The sequence below is a fragment of the Methanococcoides mangrovi genome (assembly GCF_052057775.1).
Lineage (GTDB): Archaea > Halobacteriota > Methanosarcinia > Methanosarcinales > Methanosarcinaceae > Methanococcoides.
The window spans coordinates 2354718-2372001 of record NZ_CP195121.1; the positions used below are offsets into that span (position 1 = coordinate 2354718).

22 protein-coding genes are annotated in these 17284 nt (G+C 43.9%); 7 read left to right on the forward strand and 15 right to left on the reverse strand.

The window, feature by feature from the left end:
• Positions 1-71 precede the first annotated feature (71 nt).
• The 10 genes from ftsY to ACR3I3_RS11745 form a co-directional block, all read right to left on the reverse strand.
• The gene (gene ftsY / locus ACR3I3_RS11700) at positions 72-1226 is read right to left on the reverse strand and encodes a signal recognition particle-docking protein FtsY (protein WP_440952421.1); all 1155 of its coding nucleotides are present in this window, start codon (positions 1224-1226) and stop codon (positions 72-74) included.
• A 60-nt stretch (positions 1227-1286) separates the two neighbouring features.
• Entirely contained in the window at positions 1287-1703 is a 417-nt protein-coding gene (gene pfdA, locus ACR3I3_RS11705) for a prefoldin subunit alpha (protein WP_440952422.1), read from the reverse strand.
• A gap of 5 nt (positions 1704-1708) precedes the next feature.
• Positions 1709-1885, reverse strand: coding sequence for a 50S ribosomal protein L18Ae (gene rpl18a / locus ACR3I3_RS11710; protein ID WP_440952423.1), 177 nt, complete (start codon positions 1883-1885; stop codon positions 1709-1711).
• Between the two features lie 45 nt (positions 1886-1930).
• Entirely contained in the window at positions 1931-2584 is a 654-nt protein-coding gene (locus tag ACR3I3_RS11715; protein WP_440952424.1) for a translation initiation factor IF-6, read from the reverse strand.
• Between the two features lie 49 nt (positions 2585-2633).
• A complete protein-coding gene (locus tag ACR3I3_RS11720) occupies positions 2634-2900 on the reverse strand; it encodes a 50S ribosomal protein L31e (protein ID WP_440952425.1) in 267 nt (88 codons plus the stop codon).
• Between the two features lie 10 nt (positions 2901-2910).
• Positions 2911-3066, reverse strand: a complete 156-nt coding sequence (locus ACR3I3_RS11725; protein ID WP_082087259.1) for a 50S ribosomal protein L39e — start codon at positions 3064-3066, stop codon at positions 2911-2913.
• Between the two features lie 146 nt (positions 3067-3212).
• Entirely contained in the window at positions 3213-3806 is a 594-nt protein-coding gene (locus ACR3I3_RS11730; protein WP_440952426.1) for a DUF7411 family protein, read from the reverse strand.
• Between the two features lie 2 nt (positions 3807-3808).
• Positions 3809-4165 (reverse strand): DNA-binding protein, encoded by a 357-nt coding sequence (locus tag ACR3I3_RS11735; RefSeq protein ID WP_440952427.1) that lies wholly within the window; start codon positions 4163-4165, stop codon positions 3809-3811.
• Positions 4166-4271: 106 nt separating this feature from the next.
• Positions 4272-4721 (reverse strand): 30S ribosomal protein S19e, encoded by a 450-nt coding sequence (locus ACR3I3_RS11740; protein ID WP_440952428.1) that lies wholly within the window; start codon positions 4719-4721, stop codon positions 4272-4274.
• Positions 4722-4925: 204 nt separating this feature from the next.
• Positions 4926-6197 carry an adenylosuccinate synthase gene (locus tag ACR3I3_RS11745; RefSeq protein WP_440952429.1) on the reverse strand — a complete coding sequence of 424 codons (1272 nt, stop codon included), beginning with the start codon at positions 6195-6197 and terminating at the stop codon, positions 4926-4928.
• A 254-nt stretch (positions 6198-6451) separates the two neighbouring features.
• Here ACR3I3_RS11745 and ACR3I3_RS11750 point away from each other — a divergent pair, with 254 nt between their 5' ends.
• Genes ACR3I3_RS11750 through ACR3I3_RS11760 form a run of 3 tightly spaced genes read left to right on the forward strand, consistent with a single transcriptional unit; the run spans position 6452 to position 9160 of the window.
• The gene (locus ACR3I3_RS11750; RefSeq protein WP_440952430.1) at positions 6452-7105 is read left to right on the forward strand and encodes a DapH/DapD/GlmU-related protein; all 654 of its coding nucleotides are present in this window, start codon (positions 6452-6454) and stop codon (positions 7103-7105) included.
• 41 nt (positions 7106-7146) lie between these two features.
• Complete coding sequence (locus ACR3I3_RS11755; RefSeq protein WP_440952431.1) at positions 7147-8223, forward strand: DegT/DnrJ/EryC1/StrS family aminotransferase; 1077 nt, start codon at positions 7147-7149, stop codon at positions 8221-8223.
• Position 8224: 1 nt separating this feature from the next.
• Positions 8225-9160 carry a UDP-N-acetylglucosamine 3-dehydrogenase gene (locus tag ACR3I3_RS11760; protein ID WP_440952432.1) on the forward strand — a complete coding sequence of 312 codons (936 nt, stop codon included), beginning with the start codon at positions 8225-8227 and terminating at the stop codon, positions 9158-9160.
• A gap of 152 nt (positions 9161-9312) precedes the next feature.
• On the opposite strand, the gene ACR3I3_RS11765 is transcribed toward ACR3I3_RS11760, so the two are convergent.
• The 3 genes from ACR3I3_RS11765 to ACR3I3_RS11775 all read right to left on the reverse strand — a co-directional run bounded on the left by ACR3I3_RS11765 (position 9313) and on the right by ACR3I3_RS11775 (position 12216).
• The gene (locus tag ACR3I3_RS11765) at positions 9313-10407 is read right to left on the reverse strand and encodes a PGF-pre-PGF domain-containing protein (RefSeq protein WP_440952433.1); all 1095 of its coding nucleotides are present in this window, start codon (positions 10405-10407) and stop codon (positions 9313-9315) included.
• Between the two features lie 468 nt (positions 10408-10875).
• A complete protein-coding gene (locus ACR3I3_RS11770; RefSeq protein ID WP_440952434.1) occupies positions 10876-11574 on the reverse strand; it encodes a tetratricopeptide repeat protein in 699 nt (232 codons plus the stop codon).
• A gap of 9 nt (positions 11575-11583) precedes the next feature.
• Positions 11584-12216, reverse strand: coding sequence for a hypothetical protein (locus ACR3I3_RS11775; protein WP_440952435.1), 633 nt, complete (start codon positions 12214-12216; stop codon positions 11584-11586).
• A gap of 218 nt (positions 12217-12434) precedes the next feature.
• Between ACR3I3_RS11775 and ACR3I3_RS11780 the strand changes: the two genes are divergently transcribed.
• A complete protein-coding gene (locus ACR3I3_RS11780) occupies positions 12435-12671 on the forward strand; it encodes a sulfurtransferase TusA family protein (RefSeq protein WP_440952436.1) in 237 nt (78 codons plus the stop codon).
• A gap of 81 nt (positions 12672-12752) precedes the next feature.
• Here the strand turns inward: ACR3I3_RS11780 and moeB are convergent, their stop codons facing one another.
• Entirely contained in the window at positions 12753-13571 is an 819-nt protein-coding gene (gene moeB, locus ACR3I3_RS11785; protein ID WP_440952437.1) for a molybdopterin-synthase adenylyltransferase MoeB, read from the reverse strand.
• A 311-nt stretch (positions 13572-13882) separates the two neighbouring features.
• On the opposite strand from moeB, the gene thrC reads away from it, so the two are divergent.
• From thrC to ACR3I3_RS11800, 3 genes are all read left to right on the forward strand, one after another.
• On the forward strand, positions 13883-15130 hold the full coding sequence (gene thrC / locus ACR3I3_RS11790) for a threonine synthase (RefSeq protein WP_440952438.1): 1248 nt from the start codon (positions 13883-13885) through the stop codon (positions 15128-15130).
• Between the two features lie 22 nt (positions 15131-15152).
• Positions 15153-15428, forward strand: a complete 276-nt coding sequence (locus ACR3I3_RS11795; RefSeq protein WP_440952439.1) for a MoaD family protein — start codon at positions 15153-15155, stop codon at positions 15426-15428.
• Positions 15429-15527: 99 nt separating this feature from the next.
• On the forward strand, positions 15528-16436 hold the full coding sequence (locus tag ACR3I3_RS11800) for an ABC transporter substrate-binding protein (protein WP_440952440.1): 909 nt from the start codon (positions 15528-15530) through the stop codon (positions 16434-16436).
• Positions 16437-16449: 13 nt separating this feature from the next.
• Here the strand turns inward: ACR3I3_RS11800 and ACR3I3_RS11805 are convergent, their stop codons facing one another.
• Complete coding sequence (locus ACR3I3_RS11805) at positions 16450-17157, reverse strand: DNA alkylation repair protein (protein ID WP_440952441.1); 708 nt, start codon at positions 17155-17157, stop codon at positions 16450-16452.
• Positions 17158-17284 lie beyond the last annotated feature (127 nt).

The following is a 17284-nucleotide window of genomic DNA, read 5'->3' on the forward strand; positions in this document are numbered from 1 at the left end:
TTTGTTTTGTTCTTTCGATACAAATTCCATATAATGGATCGTTTTCGGGAGCTTTCGTGAGAAAATCCCGATCATTCGAACAACTGATCCACGAACCACTGCGGATCGAACTTTTGAAGATCGTCATACCCCTGACCCATTCCGAGGAAGAGGATAGGTTTGCCGGTGATATATGCAATTGAGATCGCAGCACCACCTTTTGAATCTGCATCTGTTTTGGTCAGAATGGACCCATCGATAGGGACAGCGCTGTTGAACTGTTCTGCACGTTCCACAGCATCATTGCCTGCAACCGCTTCATCAACAAATATGATAAGATCAGGTGAACTTACACGACAGACCTTCTCAAGCTGGGCCATGAGATTGACATTAGTATGCATCCTTCCTGCTGTATCAGAAAGAACTACATCCACACGGTTGGCCTTTGCATGCTGTACAGCATCATAGACGACTGCTGCGGGATCTCCACCTTCCTGATGTTTGATAAGCTTGACACCAATCCTTTCCGCATGGATGGCTATCTGATCGATCGCTCCGGCCCTGAAAGTATCACCTGCCGCAATAACAACAGAATATTTCATGTCTTTGAGTCTTTTTGCCATCTTTGAAATGGTGGTAGTCTTACCCGTACCGTTGATCCCGATGAAAACGATATGTACCGGCTTGTCAGCGTTCTTAATGTATTCATCAAGATCAAAGACATTGGCTGCCATCACATTGTAGATAGCGTTCCTGAGAGCCTGCTCCACCAGCTGACCGGTATTGCTTCCTATCTTTTTACGGCTACCCACAAGCTCCTCTTTGACGGCTTCAACGATCGCTTCAGCCACAGATATGGCAATATCGCTTTCAAGCAACGCCATTTCCAGTTCCCAGAGAGCATCGCTGATATCGTCTTCATCAAGGATGACCTCCCTTTCAAAGACGAGCGCTTTTGCCTTTTGGGCAAACCCTATCTTTTGCTTGAAGGAGGGTTTCTCCGGGACCCGGGATTCTGTAGCGACTGATTCATTTTCAGAAGCTTTGGGCCCTTCCCTCGCCGTTTCGGAAGGTGTTTCTTTGACAACTTCAGTGACCGGTTCTTCTGCAGGTCCTTCTATGGATGCTTCAATAGGTTCCTCTAAAGTCTCTACTATCGGCTCTTCAAGATCAACTGCTTTTTCGTCGATGGTCTTACCGATCGATTGCTTGAAACTATTGAGTTTATCCTTGAGTTTATTGAACACGCAAACTCATCCCTAAAAATAATAAAAAGTAAAAAGAGTATCAGAACTTCATGAACAGGTTCACTGAGGACCTCTGCTTCCAATCATAGACTCTATGGACTGGAGACGCTGTCCTATCTGAGAGAGTGATCCATTCAGGCGTTCAACGACCTTGCCAAGCTCTTCTTTGCGCCTGTTAAGGAGTTCCTTTGCTTCAGCCGGGGATTTCTCTGCACTGACCCCTGCACCAAGACCAACAACGATCTTTTCGACATTAGAAACATTTGCATGTATAAATGTCCCGCCCCCCAGTGGAAGCATTGTATTGATGCTGCCTGAAACTGCGTCAAGTTCATCAATAGTTGCTATGGCACGTGTGCAATCCTCGAGAGATAGCTGAACCATTCCCATCTGCTGGCGGATGGATTCTGCCTGCTGATGGAGCTCACGGTGCTGAACTGCGAGATTTCTCACATCCTGCTCACTTATTTCTGACATGTGCCTCACGCCTCTGCGACACTCTCGATCTTGATCAATGACCTGTTGAGACCATGTTTACTGCCGAAGATAGAGTACGTCTTTTCGCGGGCGTTCTTCTCGTTCTGGCTCTCAATGGTCTTTGTGAACTTTTCCCAAGAAAGACCTGCTTTGAATGTGCCTTTGACAACATAATTCTGCATACGGAATCACCTGTTTTATAATATTTATTTAAGACAATAATATGATCAATCTAAGAACAGGGCATCCTCGATCCTGCCCAGTTCATGGCCAGTCGTATTGGAGCCTGCTACATAACCCTTTGAGTTGGCCAGTAATCCTGAACCTACTGCCTGTGAACCATAATTTGTGGTTCCCACATCTACCGGAAGGTCGAACACTTCTTCAAGATGGGCAAGTTCTTCCTGTGTCACCATAGGGTGAACCAGAAGACCTTTGTTAGTAGCTACTCCGGACATTCCGACAGTGCCGAGACCGGCGATCGTGCCTCTGTGAACATCAACACCAAGAACCCTTGATATGATCTCCATTGACCTGTCACTGACCTCCGGATGCACGAGTGCAGCCGTATCATTTGCCAGGATCACGTTTCCAGTGGCTGTGAGCCTGTCTGGAAGCACTTCCACAGGGACGTCAACATCTTTAAGATCGTTGACACTGGCATCCCTGGATAGTAAAAAACCATTAGAGTTGCCCCTGGAAAGAGAACCTACAACAGTACTACCATTGATCAATGTAGAGACCACCTTTACATCAAGTAGCTCTGCAAGCAGATCAACAACCTTCTTAGTTGTACCGATAGGAACAACTGCCACATCTTCAGTGCATGTGGCAAAAACCCCTAATACGGGATTGTCATAAATGTTCACTGTTCTGATCATTATTGTCCTTACGCTTTTGTTGAATAATATCCATCAATAGAAAGAAGTATCAGGCAAGTTCTGCCTGAACTTCACCATCGTCGAACTTAGCTGCACGAATGCGTATTGAGGATGGTGGCTTCTGAGAACCTCTTTCCCAAACCTTCTGGTTGATGGAAGCATCGATCTTGATCTGTGAAGGCTCTGCCTTCATGTGTCTTATCAGGAATTTCCTGACAAGTGAAACTGCCCTGTTGGAACGTTTCCACCTTGGTGCAAGCTTTGCCTCACGAAGTGGAATAGTGTATATCTGTTCCTTTACCGCGTCTTCTGCCATTGTCATCACCTTACTTTACATCTAAACTATTTCTTCTCCAGTGTCTTCTCTTAGGGTGGCTAACAACTTGTCTGTTAGTCTTTATGATAACCCAGGTTGGAACACGCTGGTTCTGGTTATGCGCCTTTGCCAACCTAATTTTCTGTCCTTTTGTATTGTGGCTCACTTATCTCACCTGTGATTTGATTAATTGTAACGCCAATCTAAAAGATTTGCGTCTATAAATCGATTATCCTATAAATTATTAATCTATATACGACCAATTCCTGCCTTCAAACACTGATACACAATGAATTGCCTGATCCGGGTTCATCAGATACGCCCGACAACCCTCGACTGAACATGTTCCGGAAAGATCTCAAGTACTTTTTCATCACCATGTTGCTGCCTTATCAGTTCACGAAGCTCGGTCTCATAGTCCGCTTTTGCAATGCTGTCACTTTGACCTTCCTCGATGATCAAATACCGGCTCACCAGCATATTCACAGCACTTCTGCCATACCCCTGAAGAGGGCAGACATACTTTACACCAAACCGATCCTCTATGCTCCGAACCTCTGCATCAGTAAGCCTTGGAACACGATCATCACGCCTGATACCATCTGCAATCAAAGAGACGTCCTCTTCTTTTGCAAGGGTCTCGACCACAGTCCGGTGTATGTAATTGATAGCATTTCTTGGATATCCATCTTCTATGATGATATCCAGAGCCGATTCCAATATACCTTTATCAAGTTCCAGTACCCTGTGGGAATAACCCAGCTCATCTGCAGCAACCTTTGCAATTTCACCAACCGGAAGGACCGAGAAACTGCAGGTCACAAGTTCGACATCAAAGAAAGGGTCAAGCAGTATTGCAGACAATGAACTGTCTTTTCCTCCACTGAACAGTACCTGAGCTTTCATGTTCACATACGTGTGATGGTAGGTTCACGTTTTTTAGGCTGCATCTGTGAAAGAAGCAATTTGAGCCTTTCATCATCTATCCGGGACTGCAGGCGACCACTCTGGGCTAGCATCACAAGCTGGGATTCAAGCTGTTCAGCCAGTTCCTTACGTGATAATTTCAGGCGAGTAAGCCTCTCACGTGCCTCAGGGGTCATGATCTGACGAAGGATCGCCTGTACCTGTGCTTCCCTCTCAGCCTGTGCCTGTTCCTGCTGAAATGCAACCTGGGCATCATTATCCATCTGAGATGCAGCAGCTTGCTGTTGTTGCATTTCAGCAAGTCTCTTCCTACGAATAGCTTCAAGATCGTCCACCATTACTTCATCACTTCCTTTCCGATTTTGATCATAAATGGCCCCGCGGAACCATTACAAGGCAAATGTTATGTATCTGAGCAGGGAGATCGACTCCCTTAAAACTCAATTAGTACTTTGCAAGTTCTGGAATGGTCTCGACAAGCTCGTTCTTGACCTCAACTGCTGTGTTGTCAAGAAGTGACTGGCCTGCAGGGGCAATTACCCTTCCGCTCTTCAATGCGCGTACAAAGCCTGCTTTTTCGAGCTGCTGGACTACTTCCCTTGCAATGGATCCGCTTCCCTTTACCTTCTTGGATGGGTTTGCTCCCCTGTCCTTCTTACCACCGTAGACGGACCTGAGCCTCTGGACACCAATTGGACCATCCATGTAGATTGTCCTCATGATAGCGGCACAGCGGGTGTACCACCATTCGCTATCAATAGGTGGCATTTCCTTGTGAACACCTGTTTTAACGTGAGCTGCCCATTCTGGAGCATTGATCTGATCGTTCTCTTTTAACTTCTCTGCCAACTTTGCAATAATATCTGCAGCAGGAACATCGTATGCTGTAGTCATTTTATCCTCCTTGGAATGAAATGTATTGATTGGATTTTTGTTTGTATTTGATTTAGTCGATAAACTTGCCGCCAGCAAGTATAATTATCTACCATAATTTGTGCATGGAAATAGGGTTGTAATTTATCGGTTAGTATATACGTGTTTCGGCAGTCCCGTATATCCAACCCTACTCATACAATATAATGTGTGATCAACAGGACATTATTTCCTGAAAGTCTGCTCCCTGCCAGGCCCTACGGATACATAGTCAATAGGTACACCCATCAATTCTTCGAGCCTTTCTACATAATTGCGGGCAAGTTCAGGAACATCTGCATAGCTCTTGACATCAGTAAGATCATCAGACCAACCCTGCATGTCTTCATAGATAGGCTTGCATCTTGCAAGATCGGAAGTATCGATCGGCGGATACTCAAGTCGTTCCCCGTCAAGATCATAGGCCACACAGATCCTGATCGTTTCAAGACCTGTCAGTACATCAAGTTTTGTCAATGCGACACTTGTATAGCCATTAAGGAAAATCGCCTTCTTCAAAAGTGGGAGATCGAACCAGCCACATCTTCTGGACCTGCCTGTAGTGGTACCGAACTCATGGCCCACATCATGAAGATGCGTTCCTGCCTCATCATCAAGCTCTGTTGGAAGAGGACCTTCCCCTACCCTGGTAATATAAGCTTTGACAATACCCAGAACCTCATCCACCTTCGTAGGACCAACACCAAGATTTGCACATGCTGAACCTGCGATAGTGCTCGAGGATGTAACAAATTTCTGAGTGCCGTGAATAACATCAAGATGTGTACCCTGTGCACCCTCAGCCATCACATTCTTTCCATCCTCAATGGCTTTGTTGATCTCATAGGATACATCAGTAATATAAGGTGCCAGCCTCTGACCAAGTTTGAGGTACTTATCAATAAGTTCCTTATCGGTCACAATAGAAGGATCTCCGCCAAGCTCCATTATAGCTGCCTCTTTGGAAGATGTTAGCGATGAAAGCCTGCTCATAAGTCTCTCGGAATCTACCAGATCGCCCATGCGGATCTCATCCCTTGCGATCTTGTCCATATACGCAAAAGCAATACCTCTCTTGGTAGTACCGATCTTCTCCTCACGGGATGATTCACGAAGACCATCCATCTCAATATGGTATGGCATAATGATACTGGTCTTAGCATCGATCCCAAGCTTATCGGAGTGGACTTCCACACCACCTTCTGCAAGCATATCGATCTCCTCTGCCAGAACCACAGGGTTCAGTACAGTACCAGGACCGATCAGGACCCTTGAATCGAGCAAGAACCCGGAAGGTATCAAATGGAGCTTATAGACATCTTCACCAACTGTTACCGTATGGCCGGCGTTGTCGCCACCCTGAAACCTGACGACAAGATCGTAGTCTTTTGAAAGCAGATCCACGATCTTTCCTTTTCCTTCATCACCAAACTGTGACCCTGTCAGAATAGTAAACATAGAGGGTGGAATTGCAGTTTATACATATAAAGGATTTGGCAAAATCCAATAGATTATAAAAGAACAGAAAATGGAAAACATTAATAATCGTTACCATCCAGCATCAATCAGAAAGTAGTTTAGTTAATTGTAATAGCAAACTAAACTTTGAACCGGAATGTAAAAGTGCTACCTTTTTATAGTTCAGAAATGATAGATAATAAAGGAGATCATTCCCGGGGAGTTATGAGGGGAATCATTGGGGAGATAATATTTTGAACATACACAGTTCTGCAAAGATATATGGATCCAGTACTGTCGGAACCAATTCAGTGTTGCTTGAGGACGTGAAGATCGGATATCCAGAAAACGGGATACTAACCGGAATACTTGAAAGTGGGAAAGAAATAGAAGAAGCTGATTTCCAGGGATGCGAGATCGGACCCGGAGCTTTCATAAGACCGAATTCTACTGTTTTCAGTAATGTCAAAATAGGCAGCAATTTCAGGACAGGACACAACTGCATGATACGCGAGAACACCACCATCGGAGATAATGTCCTGATAGGAACCAATGTGATCATCGATGGGAATGTAACCATTGGAAACAATGTCAGCATTCAGGGCAATGTCTACATCCCAACTCACGTGACGATCGAAGACAATGTCTTCATCGGACCGTGTGCAGTACTTGCAAACGACAAATATCCGATACGCAAAGAGTACAGACCTGAAGGACCCGTTATTCGAAGAGGAGCATCCATCGGTGCAAATGCCACCATACTTCCGGGAGTTGAGATAGGGGAAGGCGCTTTCGTGGCAGGAGGTGCACTGGTTACAAAAGATGTCCCGCCATGGAAACTTGCAGTGGGTTGTCCCGCAAAGATACACGAACTGCCAGAGGAAATGCATTCACTTAACAGGATCTGATAGATCAATTACTAAAGAAGTAATAGCACAGGAGCAAGACAATGATCCCGATAGCAAAGCCTGACATTGGAAATGAAGAGATAGATGCAGTATCGGAAGTGCTCGCATCAGGAATCATAGCAGAAGGTGAAAGGGTTGGAGAATTCGAATCTGCTTTCGCTGATTATATTGGTGCAGAACATGCGATCGCTGTGAACTCCGGCACAGCCGCCCTCCATACAGCATTGCTGGCACATGGAATCGGAAAAGGCGATGAAGTCATCACAACATCATTCAGCTTTATAGCAACTGCTAACAGCATTGCTTACACAGGTGCAAAACCAGTGTTCGTTGATATAGAAGCTGAGACATTTAACATTGATGTCGATCTGATAGAAAACAGCATAACCAGAGATACAAAGGCATTGATGCCGGTGCATCTCTACGGCCACCCTGCCGAAATGAAGGCAATAAATGAAATTGCAGATGACCATGACCTCGTAATTATTGAAGATGCATGCCAGGCCCATGGGGCAACTTACAATGGTCAGAAAGTGGGATCTTTCGGAACCGGAGCATTCAGTTTTTACCCTACAAAGAACATGACCACCAGCGAGGGCGGGATCATTACCACCAATGACAGTGAGATCGCAAGAAAAGCAAGGATGATACGTGCACACGGATCACAGGAACGCTACCTCCATGAAATGATAGGATATAATTTCAGGATGACAGATATTGCAGCTGCGATCGGGCTGGTTCAGCTTAAAAAGCTCGAGGGATACAACAATGCACGTAAGAGGAATGCATCAAAGCTATCTGAAAGACTCAAAGACATACCCGGGGTCACAGTCCCGGTGATAAGGAAAGGGTGTGATCACGTGTTCCACCAATATACCATAAGGGTCAAAAACCGCGATGAGGTAGTTGCCTGTTTAAAACAAAGCGGAATTGGGACCGGTGTGTATTACCCGATACCGATACATATGCAGCCAACATATATCGAAGCAAGGTACAACTGTGATCTGCCGGTCTGCGAAAAAGCTGCTAAGGAAGTAATCTCATTACCTGTACACCCCGGTGTTTCAGAGCAGGATATTGAGCAAATAATTGAAAATGTAATTGCGGGAGTAAAATAAAATGTTGCGCGTAGGAGTAATCGGTATCGGTGCAATGGGGCAGCACCATGTCAGGATCTACAGTGAAATGGAAGGAGTTGACCTTGTAGGGATCTCTGATGTTGACAGGTACAGGGTCGAAGAAATGGCCGAGAAATATGGTGTAAAGGCCTTTACCGACCACAAAGAGCTTTTAAAAGAGAATCTCGATGCAGTAAGTATTGTTGTTCCGACAACACTCCATAAAGATGTGACATTGGATGCTATAGATGCAGATACCAATGTACTTGTGGAAAAACCGATTGCTGATACTCTTGAAAATGCGGACATGATGATAGAAGCTGCCGATAAGGCCGGTGTTATCCTTATGGTCGGGCAGATAGAGAGGTTCAATCCTGCAACAACAAAGATGAAAGAAATAATAGATAGCGGACTTCTTGGGAAGATCGTATCTATTTCAACAAAAAGGGTTGGCCCTTACAATCCAAGGATAAGGGATGTGGGGATCATCCTCGATCTCGGAGTTCACGATATCGATGCCATAGCATACCTCTACGGCAGTGATGCATCAGAGGTCTATACTATTGCAGGAAAGGACATTCACTCCAAAGAAGATCATGCATCCATGATGCTCAGATTTGGTGAAGAGCAGGCAGGTGTTGTAAATATTAACTGGCTGACTCCGCACAAAGTGAGAAAAATGGAGGTCATCGGAGTGGAAGGTGTTGGCTATCTGGACTATGTAGACCAGACTGTAACGATCCACGATGAAAAATGGATAAGAGATGCAAAAGTCGAGAAAGCTGAACCACTTCAAAAAGAGCTTGAGCACTTCATCACCTGTATCAGGGAAGGAAAGACACCACTGGAATCAGGTGTTGATGGAAAGCATGCATTGAAAGTTGCACTCGCAGCTATAGAATCTTACAACACTGACAGTATTATCAAGATAGACTGACCTGTTTCCGGATCATTCTCATCATTTCCTCCTATTTTTGATTGTTATCGCATATTTCCTGTTGATAGAACTCCTTTCCTCGAAGTGGACAAAGGGAATACTCGTAAAATACTCAAAAAAGAAACATCATCTGAAATAAAATATGACAGAGATCAGATATCTCTGCCACGCTTTACAGCCAGGAATAGGAAAGCAATAAAAAGCAACATAACCATATTCTGGCCAAGGTTTTGATCTTCACCACCATCAATGTCCGATCCATCTGAAAGGATACCATCAACACCCTGTGCTGAGTCTCCCGAAGATCCATCTTCTGATGTGACCACAGTTATTGCAAATGGTGAAAAACCCGGAGTAGATGATTCAAAGTAAACATACCCGTCTTCCTCGCCTGTAACCATGGTTTGAAGAACTTCCCATTTTCCGTCAGAATGCCTGTTCAGTCTGATCGCAGATGAATTTACATCATTTGACCTCATCCATGAGCTATCTACCCTGAATCCAATGGTCATGGCCTCAATGTTCGCAGGTGTTGCAAAGCCGTATTTGCCTACCCATATATTCATGTTCCTGTAAACAAGACCATCGGGATCTTCTGCAACAAGAGCAGATCTGTCCTTTAAGACCTCAATCGTGGTTTTTACTGAACCGGAACTTTTGAGTGGTGTAAAATTAACGTTCACAACCGGATTATCTGGCTGACTGAAAGTATAAGAAAGGTTCATACCCTTGGCGACTGTTCTCTCAGACACATACCGTGACTCAATATTCTTAAATAGCTCACCTGAATCGCCGGCACCGCCACCACCTGAGCCCGTACCTCCGGAATTCACACCGGAAGAAGCTGTATCGGATATTGTCACAAAGGCACCATTAACAGATATCGGAACTGCCGAACCGCTTGAATTACTTATTATGACATTTTCAAGATCAATATCCGTAATGCCCGTTCCGACACCCTCAAAAACGATAGTCGCAAGTATGCCGGGGCTCGTAACTTCTTCTTTCCCAAGAATCACACCATGTGAATATATGACACTACCTGCCGCATTATCAATAGTACCTTCACTGAAAAATGTAGTTGCAGTACTGCTAAAAAGATCACCTTCGGATATGCTCTTTACATTGATCACAGAGCCATCAAAATGAAGGTCGAACTGCATCCCCGAGATAGACACATCTGGTTCTACATACACATAGACAACAAATTCAGACCCCCTATCCACAGATTGCTGATCCGGGGACATGATCACCAAAGTCTCTGCAGAGACCGGGTTTATCAAAACAGATAATGACAGGAGCAACAAGAGCAATGCAAGAACAGGCCGTAACAGCATGTTATAAGGAGGGGCTGAAAAACTATTCGATAGACTATTCAAAATTAAAGACATGACTTTCATATTGATCACCACTACTATCAAAAATTAGCTATATAATTGTAATAAATCTTTTGAATGGAACCACTAGAAGAGAACTTTGAGTAGAGTGGGGGAATATGTTGGTGGTACAATAGTATTTGTTTGTGTTCAGGAATGGCCTCAGCGTTCTCTTCTAAAGGCAAATTAGAGTACAACTACTTAATAGATAAACATTTCGATAAATAGACGAGTATTGAAAAATAAAATTGGCTTTCTCGGAAAATAACTCTGCTGTTGTGAAAAAGGATGAATGTTATGAAATTAAAAAGATATTATCCCTCCATATTTAAATTAATTTCACAGACCCTTTTGAGGAACAAATTGCTTGCATATGGAATCAGACATAACCTTCCTGCCAGCTTTCCCTTTTTTCCTGCATGTCCCTGCAGAGAAATAGCGACAGGAACTGCAGCAATAGATTCGCTTTTCCAGTTTGTCCCTGACAACCTTTTCATGAAGGTCGGTCTCTCCCAGCCCACGATGATACTTGTAATCGTTCCAGTCAGCATAATATATCTGGCTTACAAGTGTCGAGACAGCAGGAGGATACCAGTGGTCATAAACCTCTCCGACCGCCGGAGAGGCAGAGGTCATTTTGGGACCAGATCCCATTGCGGCACTGCTTAAAAGGTCTTCGATCTCTTCTTTCAATTCCAGTAACATCTCATCACCGGGTTTTATTCCCAGTGCCCTGTTTACGTAGGTCTTTGCACCTTCAAGATTACCAAGGTTCTTCAGGCAAATTGAGATATTATAATATACAGGATAGGGTTTTGCCACTACACCTATGCTCAGGATCTTCTCATAAAGGTTCACAGCGTCCCTGAACTTGCGTTGCTGCTGTAAAAGAAGAGCCAGGTTATTCAATGCATGTACATTCTTGGGCTGCAACTGAAGAGCCATCCTGAAATAATGCTCTTTCTTGCTAACATCCTTTTCAGCCCTGCCGGAGGCAATATACCTCTCAACGACCTTCTTTACATCATCCTTTGCCATATAATATCCTCAGATGCCTCTTTTTCTCTGAACATACCAGCCCACAAGAGGTGGAACCCAGCATAGGTTTGCCACAATGGTCTCAAGGGCAGTAAATGTTTGGGTGGTTGGGCTAAAACCATATAACCGTAAGAGCAAAAGTCCCACAGGTACGATCACAATTATTGCAAGACTTGCGAGCATAACGGGATGACGTACATACCTGCTGAATGCTGCTCCCCAACCTCCTTCTTTCCTTCTCAGGAAAAACATGCCTGATATGTTGGCCCCTATCTGGTCACTAAGCGCATAGAAGTAAGGAATGTAGAACCCCTCAACACCATAAACATCAACACCTGCAAGACGACTTGCAAGATCGATGATCCATGGAACTGCCAGCCCGAATAGCTTCCCCCAGCCATAGGCTTCAGCCATTGTGCCCGCACCTCCAATAAATCGCTGCCTTATCGAATAGATCCCCTCAAGTATGCTTTCGCCTTCACCTGAAAGGGTCCTGACCAGCCACTGCCCCACAGGATTTGTCTGATAGCCCTGCATATCAAGGAAAATGCCTGCTGCAATGCCCATCAAATAGCCAGGAACAGTGTACTTAATAAGTTCTTCAAACCCCTCGTTTTCAGGAAGTTCATAATCATCACCCATACATATTCAAGAATGTTGTTTTTGCTAATTATATATATGGAATGAACTCCGGGAAGATTGAACAAAATGAAATAGACGCATATGTAGCTACAATTATAAATGTAAGAACCACCCATGAGTAAAAGTCAGGATAACATTGTAATCATACAGGAACAATGTAAATATTGCCTCATTGAATATCTACAATATAAAACAGATCGTAATCATGGTTGATTCAAATGGATAAAATAATAGCAGACTTTGAACTTGATGTGAGAGGACAGTGCTGCCCGTATCCACTTATCAGAACAAAAGAATTAATGGATGAGCTGGAGACAGGTGAGGTGCTGTTGGTCATAGCAAATGAAGCCATGACCCCTCAGAACATTGCTACGTGGACAAAAAAGACAGGGAATGTACTTCTTGCGGTTGAAGAAAAGGGAGGCATCTTCAACATATATGTCCGCAAGGTCTGATATTCATTCCTTTTGACATTTTGAACTTTTGATTTATGATACTTTAAATCCTATATTTAGAGATCTGTCATTTGACAGGGCTTAGCCAATACTACAGACCCCGCCTCCCTGCTGGTAGTTCTCATCTTCAATTGATGTTATCGACGGATTATTTCCACATACCGGACACGTTGGGTTCTTGCGGACCTTTATCTCATCGAATGACATGCCAAATGCATCATAGAATATAAGCCGGCCTTTTAGCAGATCTCCGAATCCCAGAAGGTATTTTATGACCTCGGTTGCCTGGATGACGCCAATTATCCCAGGAAGTACTCCGATGACCCCGGCCTCCTGACAGCTCGGGACCATTCCAGCAGGTGGAGCATGCTCAAAAAGACACCTGTAACATGGCCCTTCATCAGGAAGGATCGTTGTGACCTGTCCTTCAAACCGGAAGATGCTTCCATGTGAAAGAGGTTTTTTTGTAAGCACGCATGCATCGTTTACCAGATATCGGGTGGCAAAATTGTCAGAACCATCCACTACGATGTCGTAATCTTTTATGATATCAAGAATATTTTCAGGGCTGATCCTTTCCTTATAGGTTATGACCTTTACATCAGGATTGAGGTTCTCAACATATTGTTTTGCGGATTCGACCTTTGGAATATCCACATTGCCCCCATGTATGACCTGTCTTTGAAGGTTGCTAAGGTCCACAACGTCATCATCAACAATACCGATAGTCCCTACACCGGCAGCTGCCAGATACTGTATAATGGGAGAACCAAGGCCTCCTGCACCTATACAGAGCACTTTTGACGACAACAGTTTCTGTTGCCCCTTGCCACCAACTTCCTGCAGTATTATATGTCTCGAATACCGCCGGATCTGTTCTTCAGTAAAATCTCCTAACATTCTTACCTCCCTTAGAAATAATAGATCATTCAGAATTCCAGAAATCACAGCATACCACAATCATGGTACAATGTTATGCTGCAAATTGAAATTCGCCTCAGCATTTTCAAAAAAATGTAACTTCCTGATAAATAGGTATAGAAAGCGGCAATTTTGCTCATTTTTGTTTACATTTACCCCATGTTCTTAAAAACAATAGCATTAGACCCCATAAGAAGATCCAGGCAATTATTGCCTAATAACTAATGGTAATATTATAAAGCGTTATTATTACGAATAATTAATAATCATAATATGAGGAGAGATACAAAATGAGCAAAGTAATTGGTTTAAAATGTAGAGAATGTGGTGCTGAATATGAAGCCGGTATCCAGAATACATGCTACGAATGTTTCGGACCGCTTGAAGTGCACTACGACTGGGACGTGGTACAGGACAATGTAAGCAAGGAGAAGATCGCCGGCGGACCACCATCCATCTGGAGATATGCGGACCTGCTTCCTATAGATGGTACGAACTATGTTGATCTTGGAGCAGGATACAATAAACTGCATCATGCAAAGAACCTTGGTAAAGAACTGGGACTCAAGGAATTATACATCCTTGATGATTCTGTCAATCCCACTAATTCTTTCAAGGACAGAGTGACCTCGGTGGCTGTCAGCAAGGCCCTGGAACTCGGTGCTACTGCAATTGGATGTGCATCAACAGGCAATCTTGCATCTGCTGTTGGAGCACATGCTGCAAAAGCAGGAATTCCTGCATACATATTCATACCTTCATCAATTGAGACCGGGAAGATAACACAGATGCTCACATACGACCCAAACATAATAGCAGTCGAGGGAACCTATGACGATGCAAACCGCCTTGCAAGTGAGGTCGCTGACCAGAATCCCGACTGGGCATTTGTCAACATCAATATCAGACCATATTATACGGAAGGTTCAAGGACACTTGCCTTCGAAACTGCGGAGCAGCTCGGCTGGAATGCTCCTGACCACATCGTTGCACCACTTGGAAGCGGAGCACTGCTATGCGCATTGACAAGGGGTTACAGGGAACTTGAAAATATAGGCTTTATAGATGGGGGAAGTGAGGTACGCATCTCGGGTTCACAGCCTACCGGATGTTCTCCGATATCGACCGCCGTCCGGAACGATGCAGAGGTCATCCCGATAAGGGAACTCGACACAATAGCCCACAGTCTGGCTATAGGAAACCCCGCAGACGGATATTATGCAAAGCAGGCGATCCTGGGTTCAGGAGGTTATGCTGCATCCGTAACGGACGAAGAGATACTTGAGGCTATACGCCTGCTTGCAAGTACTGAAGGAATTTTCACAGAACCTGCCGGCGGAACAACGGTTGCAGGACTTAAGAGCCTTGTAGAAAGCGGCCATATTGACCCCGATGAAAGAACAGTAGTATATGTAACAGGTAATGGTCTAAAAGCACAGGATACTATTGCCGGAGCACTTGAAAGACCTGGATCGATCAGGCCTTCATATTCAGAATTTACAAAGAAGTTTAACAATATTCCAAAAAGCAACAACTAACACATCAAGAGGTGAACTAAAAATGGTATCCATAAGATTTTCATCAGCACTGAACAACATAACAAGAACAAGGTCGACAAACATCGATCTGGGCGATACTACAATAAAGGCCCTTTTTGAGAAACTGACCGGTGAATATGGAGAGGAGTTCGAAAGACGCCTGCTTCATGAAGGAGAAGTTCGAAGGTTTGTCAATGTCTATGTCAATGGTGAAGACATACGACACCTTTCAGGACTTGACACAAAAATAACCGATTCCGATGAGATATCAATACTTCCTGCAGTCAGCGGAGGATGATCTTTAAAAAGATCTCAGTGCAGGCCAGATCGATACAAAAAAGATCGAAACAAAGGCCTGCAATTCCTTTTCGTTGTGAATTAAAGTGGTGAACCTATTATGAAATTGAGAATCGGACATCTTTCTACCATGTACCACACCTCATTCATACTTATGGGGATGGACTGGCTTGAAAAAGCAGGCATTGAACCGGAATGGAAACTTTTCGGTGGAGGACCTGCGATCGTCCGTGCATTCGAGAACGACGAGCTTGACATCGGATACATCGGACTCCCCCCCACAATGATAGGGATCGATCGCGGTCTGGATGTCAGGTGCATTGCAGGCGGTCATGTAGAAGGCACAGTTATGATAGCCACTCCTGAATTCCATACCCTCGAAGAATGCAGGAATGACCAGACACTTTTTTTGGAACAATTTAAAGGACATTTAATAGCCTGTCCACCTTCCGGATCAATTCATGATGTGATCATCAGGAACTTTATCAAAGAAGCAGGCCTTGAAAATGAGATTGATGTTCTCAACTATGAGTGGGCAGACATGATCCCAGAAGCTATAGCTGACGGGGAGATCAAAGTTGCAGTCGGTACACCATCACTGGCCGTTGTAGCAAAAAGATACTGTGATGCTAAGATGGTGATCCCACCTGAAAAGCTGTGGCCTGACAATCCAAGCTACGGAATAGTTGCAACCAGCGAAATGATCGAGAACTCGCCTGAAACTCTTTTGAAGTTCATACAGTTGCATGAAAAAGCATGTGAATTCATTAGTGAGAATCCCGAAGATGCATCAAGGCTTGTTGCCGGGACCATTGAGATAATAGATGCCGATTTTGTGAAAGAGATGTATGAAGTGTCACCAAAATACTCAGCAGGCATATCAGAAGAATATATCAGTTCCACCATGAGATTTGTAGATGTTTTGAAAGAACTTGGATATATTTCGAGAAGACTCGAGCAGAAGGATATCTTTGACCTTCGTTTTGTTGAAGAGCTTGAACTTCAATAAGAATCGATCAGATTCATTTTTCCATAGCTTTCTTCCTGAGATCTTGCGGGAATTTCTCGATAGCATACCTGAGTGCTGTACGAGGCATTATTTTCTTATTTTTCATAACATAGTCGAATATTTCCTGCTGATGACTTTTGCTCGCCTCTTTAAGCATCCAGCCATAGCCTTTCCTGACCAGGTCATCTTTGTCGGTTAATAAGAGATCGGCAATCTCCAGGACATCCTTCAGGAAATTCCCTTTGCGTGCAGGTAAGATCAGTGTGACAGCAGCAGCACGCCTGAACCAGCGGTTGTCAGAAGTCGTCCAGATCTTGAGAGACTCGATATATTGTGGATACATGTCAATGAACGAACCAATTGTATGGTTGCAAAGAGTATCGCATTTTGCCCAGTTATTCACATAATCCCCAACCCACCTTTCAAAAACTGCAAAGTCTTCAGGTTCATACTGATCTCTTAGACGATACGACCACTCGAATGCGATGAAGGCTTCCTCGCTATAATCTGAGCTCAAAAGTTCCTCACACAGAGAAAAGATCTTCGACTTGCTTTTGCCCGATATGTCTTTAAAGTGATCAGTTGCTATTTTCTTGACTGTAGCGGTCTTAACACCATAGAACTTAACCTCTTCTTTAAAGAACCTTGAATAACTGTTCTTTGTTTTTTCATCAACGTTTTGTTCCAGTTCTTCCCGTATTTTTGCTAATGTATCACTCATAAATCCTTATTGATGACATTCACGGATAATAATAACAGCTATTTAAAAAATTAACATGAAATATGATTGTTATTTCAATCAGGGAAAAATAAAAAAGAAAAGCAGAATGATAGTTCCTCGTACACCT

Coding starts and splice junctions, on each gene's coding strand:
- ACR3I3_RS11775 (WP_440952435.1), bottom strand. CDS start 12,216: ATGGGTGATGATTATGAACTTCCTGAAAACGAGGGGTTTGAAGAACTT.
- ACR3I3_RS11760 (WP_440952432.1), top strand. CDS start 8,225: ATGTTGCGCGTAGGAGTAATCGGTATCGGTGCAATGGGGCAGCACCAT.
- ACR3I3_RS11755 (WP_440952431.1), top strand. CDS start 7,147: ATGATCCCGATAGCAAAGCCTGACATTGGAAATGAAGAGATAGATGCA.
- ACR3I3_RS11735 (WP_440952427.1), bottom strand. CDS start 4,165: ATGGTGGACGATCTTGAAGCTATTCGTAGGAAGAGACTTGCTGAAATG.
- pfdA (WP_440952422.1), bottom strand. CDS start 1,703: ATGTCAGAAATAAGTGAGCAGGATGTGAGAAATCTCGCAGTTCAGCAC.
- thrC (WP_440952438.1), top strand. CDS start 13,883: ATGAGCAAAGTAATTGGTTTAAAATGTAGAGAATGTGGTGCTGAATAT.
- ACR3I3_RS11720 (WP_440952425.1), bottom strand. CDS start 2,900: ATGGCAGAAGACGCGGTAAAGGAACAGATATACACTATTCCACTTCGT.
- ACR3I3_RS11765 (WP_440952433.1), bottom strand. CDS start 10,407: ATGTCCCCGGATCAGCAATCTGTGGATAGGGGGTCTGAATTTGTTGTC.
- ACR3I3_RS11770 (WP_440952434.1), bottom strand. CDS start 11,574: ATGGCAAAGGATGATGTAAAGAAGGTCGTTGAGAGGTATATTGCCTCC.
- ACR3I3_RS11730 (WP_440952426.1), bottom strand. CDS start 3,806: ATGAAAGCTCAGGTACTGTTCAGTGGAGGAAAAGACAGTTCATTGTCT.
- ACR3I3_RS11780 (WP_440952436.1), top strand. CDS start 12,435: ATGGATAAAATAATAGCAGACTTTGAACTTGATGTGAGAGGACAGTGC.
- rpl18a (WP_440952423.1), bottom strand. CDS start 1,885: ATGCAGAATTATGTTGTCAAAGGCACATTCAAAGCAGGTCTTTCTTGG.
- ACR3I3_RS11740 (WP_440952428.1), bottom strand. CDS start 4,721: ATGACTACAGCATACGATGTTCCTGCTGCAGATATTATTGCAAAGTTG.
- ACR3I3_RS11800 (WP_440952440.1), top strand. CDS start 15,528: ATGAAATTGAGAATCGGACATCTTTCTACCATGTACCACACCTCATTC.
- ACR3I3_RS11745 (WP_440952429.1), bottom strand. CDS start 6,197: ATGTTTACTATTCTGACAGGGTCACAGTTTGGTGATGAAGGAAAAGGA.
- ACR3I3_RS11805 (WP_440952441.1), bottom strand. CDS start 17,157: ATGAGTGATACATTAGCAAAAATACGGGAAGAACTGGAACAAAACGTT.
- ACR3I3_RS11795 (WP_440952439.1), top strand. CDS start 15,153: ATGGTATCCATAAGATTTTCATCAGCACTGAACAACATAACAAGAACA.
- ACR3I3_RS11715 (WP_440952424.1), bottom strand. CDS start 2,584: ATGATCAGAACAGTGAACATTTATGACAATCCCGTATTAGGGGTTTTT.
- moeB (WP_440952437.1), bottom strand. CDS start 13,571: ATGTTAGGAGATTTTACTGAAGAACAGATCCGGCGGTATTCGAGACAT.